The following is a 14,359-nucleotide window of genomic DNA, read 5'->3' as shown; positions in this document are numbered from 1 at the left end:
AACGGCTGGATCCACTTCGGATCATCCGCTGAGATCACCCCACCCATGCCCAGCCAACGCACCAACCGCCCCACCGGTTACGGGACAACCTCTAGGGCCTTTCGTTTGGATCAGGCCGGTCTCCGCGAGGTCGTGGCGGCCGCGTCAGTCGCCTGGTACGCGTGCGTGCCGGGCGGCGGCGACCGTGGTCCTCGACTGGTGCTCCACCTGGTCCTCCAGCGGCACCCAACGGGCCCTGAACCGCTCGGCGAAGGCGTTGCTCCAGAGCGTCACGAGCCGTTCGAGACGGGGCGCCGCGCGGTCGCCCGCGTCCTCCAGGACCCGCAGCAGCATCGCGGCCGCGCGCAGCGGCAGCCGGCGGCCGAAGGCGTCGACGCTGCCGATGTACGCCATGGTGGTGCCCGCGGGCGGCAGCCGCCCCCAGTCGTCGGCGAGCCCCGGCACCAGGGCGAGTGCCCAGCGCGAGGCCCGCAGCAGCGGCCCGTCGGCGCCCGCGGGCAGCCGGGGCAGCGCCTCGCCGAGTATCTCCTCGACGAGACCCGCGTCCCGCCGTAGCCGTCGGGCCAGGCCCCGCATCGCCCGCGCCGGGGACGGGTGCGTCGCGGCGTCGCCGACCAGGTCGCTCGCCCACATCGGCACCTCGACGATCGCGGTGCGGCCGCCGTACCGGTGGGCGTGGTGCCAGGTGGTGAGCCTGGCGTCCTCGGGCAGGCTCGGGTAGGCGGCGTCCACGCCCGGTCCCGGCAGGATGTGCACGCCGGGGCCCGAGACCGGCCAGCCCGCCGCGTCGGACGCCCCCGCCTCGACGGGGATGTGCAGCTCGGCCGCCGACTTGGCGAACGGCTCGGCGAGCCCGGGGATGTCCTTCGTCAGCTGCACCCAGCTGCCGCCCAGGTCGGTGCAGTGCAGGGACACCTGCAAGTAGGGCCGCAGTTCGTCGATGACGGCGGTCAGGGCGCGGGTCTCCGGCGGCAGCCGGTCGGGCGGCAGCACGGAGGGCGACCACTCGGGCTGCTCGGGCCCCGCGGGGCGGAAGAAGTGCCGGTGGTAGTCCAGAAGCGTGCGGGGGGCGGGCGTGCGGTGCAGATGCGCCCCGTCCGGGTCCGCGCAGAGCAGGAAGTGCCAGGAGGTGTCGGCGCGCAGCCGCCGCTCGCACAGCGTCCGCTCGGCGAGGTGCAGCAGGGTGGAGCCGCCGGTCGGTTCGTTGGAGTGCGCCCCCGCGACGACGAGGACCGCGCGGGCGGAGCGCCCCACGGAGAGCAGATGCAGCGGCCGGCCCGCGCGCGAGACGCCGATCTGCCGCAGAGTGCCCAGGTCGGGACGGTGGGCCACCAACTGTCGTGCGGAGGCGGTGAGTTCCGGAACACTGGGATAGCGCTGCACCGCCAGTTGACTCACCCCCGTCTGGTCCGTCACTGACGCAATCCGCAGTACGCCACGCGCCGGGTGCGGTGTCAAGGACGCCTACGGGGCCGCCGCGCTCCCATAGGCCGTCACTCGTACGGGTGTACGGAACCTGCGCCGCGCGTCCCCCGGTGGTCGTCTTGAACACACCCGCGCGGTCCCACGCCGCGCCGACGCACAGGTGGGAGCCCTGCGGTGCGTTGCTTCCCCGGCCTGACGGCCACCTCGCCGCACGTTCCGCCGACGGCCAACCGGAACCCGCTCACGCACTCCGCCCCGCCCACGGCCGGCCGCCCGTCGGCCACGGCGCCGCCCGCCGCCGCGAGCGGGCCCTCGGCGCCCCTCTCCGCCCCCGCGAGCACCCGTGGCGCCCCCGGCCCGCTTCCTGCGCGCGACGCGCCCTGGCGGGCCTCCGGGGCCCCGCACGGGGGACGTCACGCGGGACTCAGCCTGGCGGCGCCCGGCGTCCCGCGCGATCCGTATCCGCTGTACCGGGTGCTCCGTGAGGGATTTCCGCTCGTGTGGGACGAGGCGACGGGGGCGTGGCTGGTCAGCAGGTACCGGGACGTGCGCGCCGCGCTGGCCAGGCCGCGGCTCGTCGCGCTGCCGCCGGGACGGACCCTCGCGCACATGGAGGGCGCCACGCACCTCGCGCACCGCGCGCTCGTCTCGCCCGCGCTGCGCGGCCGCGCCCTGGAGGCGCTCGCCGCGGGCACCGCACGCACCGCGCACGTCCTGGCCCGCCGCATCGCCGGGCGCCAGGAGGCCGACCTCGTCGCCGAGTTCTGTCACTGGCTGCCGGCCGCCGCGGCCGTCGCCGCGCTCGGCCTGCCCTACGAAGACGCCGCCCGCGTCCAGGAGTTGTGCCGCGGCGGCCTCACCCACCTCGGCGGCGGCCCCCACCACGCCCTCGACGCCTGTCTGCGGCCCCACCTGGCACGCCGCAGGGCCCACCCGGGCGACGACCTGCTCTCCGTCCTGTGCACGGCCGAGGTCGACGGACGCCCGCTGTCCGACGAGACCGTGACGGGCGTCGCGGGGACCCTGCTCGGCGGCGGGGGCGAGGCAGCGGCCCTCGGGCTCGCCTCGTTCCTCGCCAACCTCCTCGACCACCCTGGGCAGTTGGCCCTCCTCAGGGAGCGGCCCGAGCTGATACCCGGCGCGTGGGCGGAGTCGCTGCGCCGCGATCCGCCCGCGCCCGTCGTGCTGCGCCGCGCGGCCCGCCCGGTGACCGTGGCGGGCTTCCCGCTGCCCGCGGGGGCGGTCGTGGCGTGCCTGGTGGGCTCGGCGGGCCGCGACCCGGCGCGGTTCGCCGACCCCGACCGGTACGACATCTTCCGCGCGGACCCGGGCGGCCTCGCGTTCGGTGCGGGCCGGCACTCCTGTCCGGGCGCCGCGCTCGCCGGGCTCACCGCCGGGCACGGACTGCGGGCCCTGCTCGACGCGCTGCCGGGCCTGCGCTGGGCGCCGGGGGCCAGACCGGCGCCGGAAGGGCTCCTGACGCGCGGGCCGCGCTCGCTCCTCGTACGGCTCAAGTGATCCCCGCTGCTCCTTGCCGGCCCCGGCTTCTAGTCACTCCTCCTCGATCCGGGTGAGCAGCACGACGGGCGACTCCGTGAAGAGCTCGGCCACGGGCGTGTGCCCGTCGAACTCCCGCTCAGGAGCGAGCACATCGGTCCACCGTCCGGCCGGCAGCGCGAGCTCCGTCTCCCGCCACCCACCGGCCTCTTCCAGGCGCAGCGAGAGCCGGGTCACGGCCACCACGACCTCTCCGGAGCGGGCGTACGCCACACAGTGCGCGGCGCCGGGACCTTCGGCGGTCAGCGGCTCGTACGTCGCCGCGCCCCCGAACAGCTCGGGCCGCCGCGCGCGCAGCCGCAGCGCCGCCGCGGTGAGCGCGAGCTTCTCCTCAGAGAGGTCCCAGCGCTCCCGCTGGGTGTCCAGCCGTTCGAGCACGTGCGGCTGGAACCGCGCGGGCGCGCGGTTGTCCGGATCGACGAGGGCGCGGTACTCGCCCTCGGTGCCCTGGTAGAGGTCGGGCACCCCGGGCATCGTCAGATGTACCAGCGCGGCGCCCAGCACGATCGCCCGTACGTGGGGCGCCAGTTCGCGCGCGAAGGACGCCACGGCGTACAGCGGGGGCCCGCACGGACCCGCCTCCGCGAACGCGGTCACCGCCTTCTCGTACGCCTCGTCGGGCTCCGTCCAGCTGGTGTGCAGGCCCGCCTCGCGGACGTGCTTCAACAGGGCGTTCTGCAACCGCATGTCGTACGGGAAGCCGAAGCCGACCGCGGTCTGCCAGGCCGCCCAGGCCAGTTGGGGATCGGGCGCGCAGACCCCGCCCACGCGCGCGGTCTGCTCGGTCAGCTCCACCAGGAGGTCGGCCCACCGCCGCGGGCACTGCGTGAGGACGGCGATGCCCGCGCGCACATCGGCACTGCGCTTGGTGTCGTGGGTCGAGAGGACCGTGCCCGAGTAGGGCCAGTCGCGCTGCACGCGCGCGCAGTACGCGTGGAAGGCCTCCACGGAGACCGCGGGCCGCTCCGGCGCGCCGCCCACCTCCGCGGCCGAGAGCAGCGGCGCGTGCCGGTAGAACGCGGTGTCCTCGACCGCCTTGGCGCGCAGCGCGGACGCGGTCTGCGCGAACCGCGCGCGGAAGCCGTCCACCGCGGCCGCCGAACGCCCCTGTGCCGTCCCCACGCGCCCCAGCGCCAGGTCCCGCACGACGTCGACCGCCGCGGCCTCCTCGGGCACGCCGAAGGCCGCCCTGGCCTCTTCGGCGGCCCGGGAGGTGAGGACCGTCTCGGGAGCCGCGCCTCCGGAGACGTAGGGCCGGTAGACGGGGAGCCGCACGAGCAGCTCCCTGAGGGCGGTGCGCAGCGCCCACGGCGCGTGGTCGCGCAGGGCGGGGTCGGCGGCGCAGATCGCGGCGGCCTCGTGCGTGAGGCGCTCCACCTCGGCGGCCAGTTCGCGCGTGACGACCTTGTAGGCGGCGCGGCGCACCGTGGGCAGCCAGTCGCCGCCCCGGTCGGCGGGCGGCGCGGCGAAGCGCCGGTACTGGCCCAGGAGTTCACCCGCGCCCGCCGGGTCGGTGAAGACGCCGTCGACGTGGCGCAGCGCGTCGTACCCGGTGGTGCCCGCCACCGGCCAGGCCGCGGGCAGCTGTTCGCCGTCGGCGAGGATCTTCTCGACGACCGTCCAGCGTCCTTCGGTGGCCTCGTGCAGCCTCTGGAGGTACGCGCCGGGGTCGGCGAGCCCGTCGGGGTGGTCGATCCGCAGCCCGTCGACGACCCCTTCGCGCAGCAGCCGCAGCACCGTGCCGTGGGTCGCGTCGAACACCTCGGGGTCCTCGACGCGCACTCCTATGAGGTCCGAAATGGTGAAGAAGCGCCGGTAGTTGAGCTCCGTACGGGCCAGTCGCCACCAGGCCAGGCGGTACCACTGCGCCTCCAGGAGGTCCGGCAGCGGCAGCTCCTCGGTGCCCTCGCGGATCGGGAAGGCGTGCTCGTGGTAGCGCAGGATCCGCCCGTCGACCCGCAGCCGCGGCAGCTCGTCGCCGATCCTGCCGCCGAGGAAGGGCAGCAGGACGCGGCCCTGGTGCGCGGACCAGTCGATGTCGAACCAGCGCGCGTAGGGCGATCCGGGTCCCTCGCGCAGCACCTCCCACAGGGCGTGGTTGTGGCGCGGCACGGCCGCCATGTGGTTGGGCACGATGTCCACGACCAGACCTAGCCCGGCGCTCCGCGCGGTGCGCGAGAGGGCCCGCAGCCCCGCCTCGCCGCCGAGTTCGGCCCGTACGCACGCGTGGTCGGTCACGTCGTAGCCGTGGGTGGACCCGGGCACCGCGTCGAGCACCGGCGACAAGTGCAGGTGCGAGACCCCGAGCGAGGCCAGGTAGGGGACGGCCGCCTCGGCGGCGGCGAAGGTGAAGTCGGGCTGGAGCTGGAGCCGGTAGGTGGCGGTGGGTGCGGGCGGCACCGCGGGCCGTGGGCGCTCAGGCGTCATGCGAACGTACGTACCCGCCTGGGCGGCTTTCGTGCCATCGACCCATGCGTGTCTGTTCTACGGCGTCGTTAGCGTCGGACGATGGCTCAGAGCACGCTGGACGCGTATCGCAAGGTGATCGGGATGACCGGGGCGCTGCTGCCGGTGGTGTCGTTCTTCGGCAGGCTCCCCGTGGCCATGATCCAGTTCGGCAGCGTGCTCCTGGTGACCGAGACCAGCGGCTCGCTCGCCACCGGCGGCATCGTCGCCTGCGCGCTCGCCCTCGGCCAGGTGGGCATGGGCCCGTTCGTCGGGCGCCTCGCGGACCGGCACGGGCAGCGCGCCGTCGTCCTCGCCTTCTCGCTCGGCAACGCGGTGGCCATCGCCGCGTACACCCTGGGCGCCCTGGCGAAGCTGCCGACGCCGGGACTCGTGGCGCTCGGGATCGTCGCGGGCGCCACCATCCCCGGGATCGGCCCGCTCGCCAGGGCCCGCGTCGTCCCGCTGGTGCGGGCCAAGGGCGGCGACGACAGGATCGCGGGCACGGTCCTCTCCCTGGAGAGCACCATGGATGAGCTGTCCTTCGTGCTCGGCCCCGCCCTGGTGGGGCTCGCGGCGGTGGCCGGTCACCCGGCGTACGCCTTCGGAGCGGCCGCGCTCCTCGTCGCCTGCTGCGGGACGGGATTCGCGCTGCATCCCACGGGCCGCACCGCCAGGGCGCAGGCGCCCACAACGGCACGCGCGCGGGGGACAGCCCGCCCCCGGCTGCCGCGTTCGGTGTACGTCGTGCGGGTCGGTCTCGTCTTCCTCGGTGTGCTGCTCGGGGCCTGCGGAGCGGGGATCACCGCGCTCACCCAGGAGTTGGGGGAGCCGGGGCAGGCCGGGCTCGTCTATGCCGCGATGGGGGTCATGAGCGCGATCGTGGGGCTTTCCATGGCCGCGCTGCCCGAGCGTTTCGGGCTGCTCGCGCGCTGGCGGGTCGCCACGGCCGCCGCGGCGCTCCTGTCGCTGCCCCTGGTGTGGACGGACAGCCTGATGGGCCTCTACGTAGTGGTCACCCTCTTCGGCGCGATCTACGCCCCGAACCTCATCACCGGTTTCGCGCTCACCGAGCGCGCCGTGCCGCCGCAGCGGCTCGCCGAGGGCATGACGTTCGCGGCGAGCGCCTTCGTCGGCGGTCAGGCGGTCACCCTCGCGGTGGCGGGCCGGATCGCGGAGGCCCACGGCGCGGGGGCGGCGTTCGCACTGGGCAGCGCGGCCGCCGCCGTCGCCTTCGTCATCGCCCTGATCGCCCGCCACGGGACGCCTCCTGGGCGAGTGCTCCAGGAGGCGGCCGCGGAGCCGCTCGGGGCCGCGGCGCTCACGCGGGACGCTGGAGCACCGTCAGGCTCCGGTCGGCCAGCGTGATCCGGTCGCCCGCCCGCACCTTCTGGCCCTGGTCGGACGGCACCCCGTCCTCCCGCGCCGTGTCGACCACGACCTGCCACTGGCGGCCGTGGTTGACCGGCACCACGAACTCCAGGGGCTCCGGCGACGCGTTGAACATCAGCAGGAACGAATCGTCGGTGATGCGCTCGTCGCGCGGACCCGGCTCCGAGATCGCGTTGCCGTTCAGGAACACGCTCAGCGCCCGCGCCTGCGAGGCACCCCAGTCGCCCTGCGTCATCTCGTCGCCCTCCGGCGTGAACCAGGCGATGTCGGAGAGCTCGTCGTGGGTGCCCTCCACGGGCCTGCCGTGGAAGAACCGGCGCCTGCGGAAGACCGGATGGTCGCGCCGGAGCATGGCCATCGCGCGCGTGAAGGCGAGGATCGAGCTCTCGCCCTCCGGCCAGCGCACCCACGCCACCTCGTTGTCCTGGCAGTAGGCGTTGTTGTTGCCGCCCTGGGTGCGCGCGAACTCGTCGCCGTGGCTGAGCATCGGCACGCCCTGGGAGAGCATCAGCGTGGCGATGAAGTTGCGCATCTGCCGCGCCCGCAGCGCGAGGACGTCCGCGTCGTCCGTCTCGCCCTCGGCCCCGCAGTTCCAGGACCGGTTGTGGCTCTCGCCGTCCCGGTTGTCCTCGCCGTTGGCCTCGTTGTGCTTGTCGTTGTACGCGACGAGGTCGTGCAGCGTGAACCCGTCGTGGCAGGTGGTGAAGTTGATCGAGGCCAGCGGGCGCCGCCCGTCGTCCTGGTAGAGGTCGGACGAGCCGGTGATCCGGGATGCGAACTCCGCGAGGGTGCGCTGCTCGCCCCGCCACAGATCGCGGACCGTGTCGCGGTACATGCCGTTCCACTCGGTCCACAGCGCGGGGAAGTTGCCCACCTGGTAGCCGCCCTCGCCGACGTCCCAGGGCTCGGCGATCAGCTTCACCTGGCTCACCACCGGGTCCTGCTGCACCAGGTCGAAGAAGGACGAGAGCCGGTCCACCTCGTGGAACTGCCGCGCCAGGGTGGCCGCGAGGTCGAAGCGGAACCCGTCGACGTGCATGTCCGTGACCCAGTGCCGCAGCGAGTCCATGATCATCTGGAGGACGTGCGGCGAGCGCATCAGGAGCGAATTGCCCGTCCCCGTGGTGTCCATGTAGTAGCGCGGGTCGTCCGTCAGGCGGTAGTACGAGGCGTTGTCCAGGCCCTTGTAGGACAGTGTGGGGCCCAGGTGGTTGCCCTCGGCCGTGTGGTTGTAGACGACGTCGAGGATCACCTCGATGTTCGCCTCGTGCAGCGCCTTGACGGCCTGCTTGAACTCCAGGACCTGCTCGCCGCGGTCGCCCCAGGAGGCGTACGCGTTGTGCGGGGCGAAGAAGCCGATGGTGTTGTAGCCCCAGTAGTTGTTGAGGCCCATGTCCACCAGGCGGTGGTCGTTCACGAACTGGTGGACCGGCATCAACTCAAGTGCGGTGACGCCCAGTTCGGTGAGGTGCTCGATGATCGCCGGATGCCCGAGCGCGGCGTACGAACCGCGCAGCTCGTCCGGCAGGTCGGGATGGAGCATCGTCAGGCCCTTCACATGGGCCTCGTAGATCACGGTTTGGTGGTAGGGGGTGCGCGGCGGCCGGTCGTCGCCCCAGTCGAAGTACGGGTTGACCACGACCGACGTCATCATGTGCGGCGCCGAGTCCAGGTCGTTGCGCTCCTCGGGCTCGTCGAAGTGATAGCCGTACACCTCCTCGCCCCACTCGACGCGCCCGCTGACCGCGCGCGCGTAAGGATCGAGGAGCAGCTTCGCCGAGTTGCAGCGGTGCCCCTGCTCGGGTGCGTAGGGGCCGTGCACGCGGAAGCCGTACCGCTGTCCCGGCATGATGCCGGGCAGGTACGCGTGCCGTACGAAGGCATCGGACTCGCGCAGCTCGATCGCCGTCTCCGAGCCGTCGTCGTGCAGAAGGCACAGCTCCACGCGCTCTGCGGCCTCGGAGAAGACCGCGAAATTTGTACCGGCTCCGTCGTATGTGGCACCTAATGGGTACGCCTGCCCAGGCCAGACCTGCATGTATACGACTCTTCCACTCACGCCCCCTCGGGCTGGGGCCACTTTGGCCAGAGTCTCCCCGAAAGTGGGGCAACCACGCAGGAGTTGAGTCCGTCTAACCGTCTGACCACATACTCGGTATGCCCCTTGTTGGGGCTCGTGGGGGAAAAGGGGAGTAAGTGCGAGAGCTAGTCAGACGCCACCTGGGGAAGGTGGTGGCAGGCTCCGCGGTCGCGGTTGCCGCCACCGCCGTGCTGGTCGGCGTCACACTGCCGGGGTCGGACGGGTCGGGGGACCGCCAGACCAACGCAGCAGCCTCGAAACAGGACGCGATCGCCAAGGACGGCGTCGTCGAGGCCGCACCCGAGGAGGGTGAGAAGGGCATCGGCAGCGATCCGCTGACCGACGCCGAGATCCAGCGCGCCGAGAAGGCGTCGGTTTCGGGTCAGATGCGCTCCAGCGCCAGGGACGTGGAGGGCGACCGCGGTCCGCAGCTCCTGTCGACGAACCTGAGCGAGCCGGAGCCCACCGACTCGGGCGCCGCCGTGCCGCGCAGGGCAGAGGTCGTCTACTACGACTACAAGAAGGACGCGGTCATCACCAAGACGGTCAACGTGGAGACCGGCAAGGTGGAGAACGAGAACACCACGCGGAACGTCCAGCCGCCACCCAGCCAGGAAGAGCTCGCCGAGGGCGCCAGGCTGCTGATCGCCGATCCGCTCGGCAAGGGCCTGAAGCAGGACTTCAAGCACGCCACCGGCAAGGCGCTGACCGGCCCGGGACAGCTCCAGCTGAGCGGCATGGTCTTCCGCAAGGAGACCGTCGAGCGCGTGCCGTCGAGCCTCACCCAGTGCGGCGCGCACCGGTGCCTCCAGGTCGTCACCAAGGTCAAGAACGGCCCGTGGATCGACACCCGGTCCCTCGTCGTCGACCTGAGCAGCCGCTCCGTGGGACGCCTCGGCTGATCGCGGCCACCGCGCACGACTCCACACTTCTGCTTCTCCTCGTACGAGGGAGTTCACACCGCAATGCACGTCAACAGACTCTCGCGCGCCCGCAAACGGGCCACCATGGCCCTCGCGGTCTCCGCGCTGATCGGCGGCGTCGTCACCGTCGCCTCACCCGCTTCGGCCACCCCGCAGGCGCCCAGCGCCCCCGCGGCCGCCGCCGACTGCAGTGACGCCTACAAGATCGAGCAGACCGTCGACGGCGGCACGACCTGGCGCATGTGCTGGCACTACAACACGCTCTCCGGGCTGATCCTCGACAAGATCAGCTACCAGCCCAAGGGCGAGGCCAAGCCGATACCCGTCCTGACCAGCGCCCGTCTCGCGCAGGTCCACGTGCCCTACGACGACGGCCAGGCCGAGTACGACGACGTCACCGGCACCGACTTCGGCCAGGCCCTGCAGAACCTCAACCCCGGTGAGTGCCCCGGCGGCACCATCAAGACCGTGAAGGTCCCCCAGCGTGGCAACGTGAAGGGCCTGTGCACCACCACGCGCGCGCGTGGGCACGCGTACCGCCTGAACGACGACGCGAGCACCGGCGGCAGCGGCAAGGTCTACACCGGCCAGGGCAAGGACCTGCTGGTCTACACCGTCAACAAGGCCTCCTGGTACGAGTACATCACCGAGTGGCGCTTCTCCTCGGACGGCACCATCACGTCCCAGGTCGGCGCGACAGGCAGCCTCTCGCCGTACGACTACGACGGCGGCGACGACCGCGGCTGGCCCATCGGCAAGGGCGACCAGGCCAAGGCCGAGAGCCACGCGCACAACGTCTTCTGGCGGCTCAACTTCGGCCTGGACGGCTCCCCGAAGGCCAAGGTCGAGCAGTACGACTCCAAGGTCACCCCGCCCACCGGACAGGGCAGCCCGACCACGAAGACCACCCGCACGAAGATCACCAAGGAGCTCGCGGGCGACCGCGCGGACATGCGCTGGTGGCGCGTGGTCAGCGGGGCCGGCAAGAACAAGGACGGCCACCCGCGCTCGTACGAGATCGTGCCGGGCCCCAGCAACAAGCACGCCGGACGCCCGTACACCAAGCACGACGTGTACTTCACCGAGTACAAGAAGTGCGAGCAGTACGCGAGCCAGAACCCCGGCTGCGCCAACGGCGTGCCGACGAGCGTCGACAAGTGGGTGAACGGCCAGACCCTCACCCACCCCGTCACCTGGGTCCACATCGGTTTCCACCACATCGCGCGTGACGAGGACCAGCAGCCGATGCCGGTCCACTGGCAGGGCTTCTCGCTGGCCGCACGCGATGTCACCGCTATGAGCCCGCTCACTCCGCAGGATCTGGCGAACCAGAACGGCCAGCCCCCGCTGGGTGGTTGAGAAACCACCCTGCCCATCGGGCTGCACCGCCCGCCGCTCCCGGAGTACCCTTCCTTGATCGTTGACTGGGGGAGTGCTCGGGGGAGCGGAAGGCGGTGCACGGGTGAGCTCGGGTGGGCGGGAGCTGCCCCCTGGTGACGAGGGTCACGAGGGGGGCTCCGCGGACGTACCCGCCGGAGCGGTGTCGTTGGCGCGGCCGATGGAGATGGGATCCCAGATCGGACCGGAACTGGACTGGGGCGCGGACGCCTGGCGCGAGGTCCGCACCCGCGCCCAACGGGCAGGCCGCGCCTACATCTGGCTGAACCTGGTGGAGCAGCGGCTGCGCGCGGTCGTGGCCGCTGTTCTGCGCCCCGTCTACGAACCCGTCCACGCGGACGACTGGGTGGTGGCCGCCGCGGGCCCGGCGGGCCAGGAGTGGGTGCAGCGGGCCGTCGCCGTGCGCGAGGTGAGCCGCCGCAAGGGCTATCTCCTCGACCCCGCCGACGACAACGTGCTCAGCTTCCTCACCCTGCCGCAGCTGCGCGAGTTGATGGTGCAGCACTGGCCCTGCTTCGAGCCGTACTTCGACGACCGGCGCGACGTCGAACTGGCCCTGGACGAACTGGAAGTCACCAGGAACGTCGTCTCCCGCAACCGTGCCCTGTCCGAGGCGGTCCTCGCCCAGGCCGAGCGGGCGTCGGCCAAGCTCCTGGACATACTCGGCGCCGGCACCGACACGCCCTCCGCGCGGCGGCTGCCCGTCGACGCCGTGGAGGACCTGGTCGGCGACCGGTACGCGGACGTGGTCGGGGTGCACCCGGACCGGGTGCGGCTGCTGCGGCAGTTCCCCGCCGAGGACATCTTCGGCGGCGCCCGCCGCCTCGACGCGATCGGCATAGGCCTCAACCTCCTGGTGCAGAACTTCTCCGGCCGCCGCCTGGTCAGGCTCGCGGAGTCCGGCTGCCGGGTGCGGCTGCTCTTCCTGAACCCGGCGAGCAGCTCGGTCAAGCGCCGGGAGCGTGAACTGGGCTTGAAGAAGGGCGAGTTGAGCCGTTCCGTCGAGATGAACATTCTGCATTCGCGCCGGGTGCGGGCCCGCCTGCGCGATCCGGGCGCCTTCGAGATCCAGGTCTTCGACGAGACGCCGCGGTTCACCGCGTATCTGGTCGACGGCGACGGCTCGGACGGCATCGCCGTCGTCCAGTCGTATCTGCGCAGGACCCGCGGGATGGAGGCGCCGGTTCTCGTGCTGCGCGGCGGCGGCCGGGTGGTGAAGCCGGGCGACCCCGGCGAGGGCGGGCTCTTCACGACCTACCGCGAGGAGTTCGAGCTGGCCTGGGCGGACTCACGGCCGGTGTCGTGAGCGCGGCGCGGGCCGCCGTGACGGGCGAAGCGGAACGCGGCCCTCGGATTGTCAGTGGCGCATGGGATCGTGGTGGTCACTGGGGGAAAGCACCACGAAGAAGGGGGCGGCCATGAGCTGGCACCGGGAGCTGCTGATCGGTTTCGACCTGGAGACGACAGGGACCGATCCGGCCGAGGCGCGCATCGTCACGGGCGCGGTGATCGAGGTCAAGGCGGGCGAGACGCTGGGCCGCCGCGAATGGCTTGCGGACCCCGGCGTCCCGATCCCCGCGGACGCCGTCGCGGTGCACGGCATCACGGACGAGCGCGCGGCCGCCGAGGGTCGCCCGGCCGCCGAGGTCGCGGAGGCGCTCGCCGACGTCCTCACCACGTACTGGCAGTCGGGCGTCCCGGTCGTGGCGTACAACGCGGTCTTCGACCTGAGCCTGCTCTCCGCCGAGCTGCGCCGGTACGGACTGCCGTCCCTGCGCGACAGGCTCGGCGGCATCGACCCCGGCCCCGTCATAGACCCGTACACGATCGACCGCTCCGTGGACCGCTACCGCAAGGGCAAGCGGAACCTGGAGGCGGTCTGCACGGAGTACGGGGTGGTGCTCGAATCCGCGCACAACGCATCGGCGGACGCGCAGGCCGCGGCGCGGCTCGCCTGCGCGATAGCCGACCGCCACGCCAAGGTCGCGGGCATCGGGCCCGCGGAGCTCCATCGCCGCCAGGTCGCTTGGTACGCGGAGTGGGCGGCGGACTTCCAGAGCTTCCTCAGGAAGAAGGGGAACGCGGACGCGGTCGTGGACGGGGTGTGGCCGCTCCGTGCGGAGAGCTAGGGCGCTCGGCGGGGCGGTTCTCCCGTGCGGGTGAGTTGAGGGCTTCCGCAGGCGGACTTCCCCTGCGGGTGCGTCGTGGCTGGCCGCGCAGTTCCCCGCGCCCCCACGGGGCGCTCAGAACGGGTACCAGCGCACCTCGGCGTCCCCGTCACGGAGTGACGCCACCCGTCTGCGGAACTCGGCGAGAGCCTTCGGGTTGGAGGGCGCGTGCTGGGCTACCCACGCGCAGCTGGCCGTCTCGCGGGCGCCGCGCAGGACCGCGCAGCCCTCCCACTCCCGCACGTCCCACCCGTAGACGGACACGAACCCGTCGTACGCCTCCGGCGAGAGCCCGTACCGGTCGCGGGAGAGCGCCATGACGACCAAGTCGTGCTCCCGCAGGTCCGAGGAGAACGTCTCCAGGTCGACGAGGACCGGTCCGTCGGGGCCGATCAGGACATTGCGCGGCAGCGCGTCCCCGTGGATGGGTCCCGGCGCCAGCCGGGGCGTCAACGCGGCGGCCGCCGCGGCGAATCCGTCCCTGCGCTCACGCAGATAGTCCGCGTCACCCGGATCGATCGCGTCACCCGCGAGCCGCAGCCAGCGCTCGACACCGCCGAGCAGCTCGCGACGCGGCAGTGCGAAGGAGGGGGATTCCAGTGCGTGCACCTGGCGCAGGAGCAGGGCGAGATCGCGCGGTTCGGCGGTCCTTACGGCTTCGGGGAGCCGGTGCCAGAGCGTCACCGGATGCCCGTCCACCAGGCGGGGCGCGGGCTCGGCGGCCCGTACCGCGGGGACGTCCGCCTCCTCGAGCCACCCGGCGACGGCCAGCTCGCGCCGGGCCCGGTCGAGCAGTTCCGGTGCCGCGCGGCCGACCTTGACGACCAGCTCGTCGAGGGCGAACACGGCGTTCTCGCCGAGGGCGAGGAGTTTCGCCCCCGGCACGTCGCCGGGGAGCCCCGCCGCGTCCAGTACGTCCCGCGCCCGTGCCTCGTCCATCGCCCGCCTCTCGTACCAGTTGCCCCGTTCGC

At 72.7% G+C, this 14,359-nt stretch carries 10 protein-coding genes; 6 read left to right on the top strand and 4 right to left on the bottom strand.

The window, feature by feature from the left end; translation table 11 throughout:
• Window positions 1–144 precede the first annotated feature (144 nt).
• Entirely contained in the window at window positions 145–1,398 is a 1,254-nt protein-coding gene (locus ACIO9J_RS15855; protein WP_401998686.1) for a M14 family zinc carboxypeptidase, read from the bottom strand.
• Between the two features lie 201 nt (window positions 1,399–1,599).
• On the opposite strand from ACIO9J_RS15855, the gene ACIO9J_RS15850 reads away from it, so the two are divergent.
• The gene (locus ACIO9J_RS15850; protein WP_401998471.1) at window positions 1,600–2,943 is read left to right on the top strand and encodes a cytochrome P450; all 1,344 of its coding nucleotides are present in this window, start codon (window positions 1,600–1,602) and stop codon (window positions 2,941–2,943) included.
• Between the two features lie 33 nt (window positions 2,944–2,976).
• Here ACIO9J_RS15850 and treY read toward each other — a convergent pair whose 3' ends face one another.
• Window positions 2,977–5,409, bottom strand: coding sequence for a malto-oligosyltrehalose synthase (treY, locus tag ACIO9J_RS15845; protein WP_401998468.1), 2,433 nt, complete (start codon window positions 5,407–5,409; stop codon window positions 2,977–2,979).
• A gap of 81 nt (window positions 5,410–5,490) precedes the next feature.
• Between treY and ACIO9J_RS15840 the strand changes: the two genes are divergently transcribed.
• Complete coding sequence (locus ACIO9J_RS15840) at window positions 5,491–6,795, top strand: MFS transporter (protein WP_401998465.1); 1,305 nt, start codon at window positions 5,491–5,493, stop codon at window positions 6,793–6,795.
• Here ACIO9J_RS15840 and glgX read toward each other — a convergent pair.
• Entirely contained in the window at window positions 6,749–8,857 is a 2,109-nt protein-coding gene (gene glgX, locus ACIO9J_RS15835) for a glycogen debranching protein GlgX (protein ID WP_401998462.1), read from the bottom strand. The two genes, ACIO9J_RS15840 and glgX, sit on opposite strands and share 47 nt — an antisense overlap.
• 194 nt (window positions 8,858–9,051) lie before the next feature.
• On the opposite strand from glgX, the gene ACIO9J_RS15830 reads away from it, so the two are divergent.
• The 4 genes from ACIO9J_RS15830 (at window position 9,052) to ACIO9J_RS15815 (ending at window position 13,349) form a co-directional block, all read left to right on the top strand.
• Window positions 9,052–9,801 (top strand): Tat pathway signal sequence domain protein, encoded by a 750-nt coding sequence (locus ACIO9J_RS15830; protein WP_401998459.1) that lies wholly within the window; start codon window positions 9,052–9,054, stop codon window positions 9,799–9,801.
• 63 nt (window positions 9,802–9,864) lie between these two features.
• On the top strand, window positions 9,865–11,181 hold the full coding sequence (locus ACIO9J_RS15825) for a copper amine oxidase (protein ID WP_401998456.1): 1,317 nt from the start codon (window positions 9,865–9,867) through the stop codon (window positions 11,179–11,181).
• Between the two features lie 103 nt (window positions 11,182–11,284).
• Window positions 11,285–12,526 carry an SAV2148 family HEPN domain-containing protein gene (locus ACIO9J_RS15820; protein WP_401998453.1) on the top strand — a complete coding sequence of 414 codons (1,242 nt, stop codon included), beginning with the start codon at window positions 11,285–11,287 and terminating at the stop codon, window positions 12,524–12,526.
• A 112-nt stretch (window positions 12,527–12,638) separates the two neighbouring features.
• Window positions 12,639–13,349, top strand: coding sequence for a 3'-5' exonuclease (locus tag ACIO9J_RS15815; protein ID WP_401998451.1), 711 nt, complete (start codon window positions 12,639–12,641; stop codon window positions 13,347–13,349).
• 114 nt (window positions 13,350–13,463) lie between these two features.
• Here ACIO9J_RS15815 and ACIO9J_RS15810 read toward each other — a convergent pair whose 3' ends face one another.
• On the bottom strand, window positions 13,464–14,327 hold the full coding sequence (locus ACIO9J_RS15810; RefSeq protein WP_401998448.1) for a phosphotransferase enzyme family protein: 864 nt from the start codon (window positions 14,325–14,327) through the stop codon (window positions 13,464–13,466).
• Window positions 14,328–14,359 lie beyond the last annotated feature (32 nt).

Source organism: Streptomyces sp. NPDC087300 (assembly GCF_044744425.1).
GTDB lineage: Bacteria > Actinomycetota > Actinomycetes > Streptomycetales > Streptomycetaceae > Streptomyces.
Note: the sequence above shows the minus strand (reverse complement) of the source record. Positions and strands in the feature narration are given on the sequence as shown.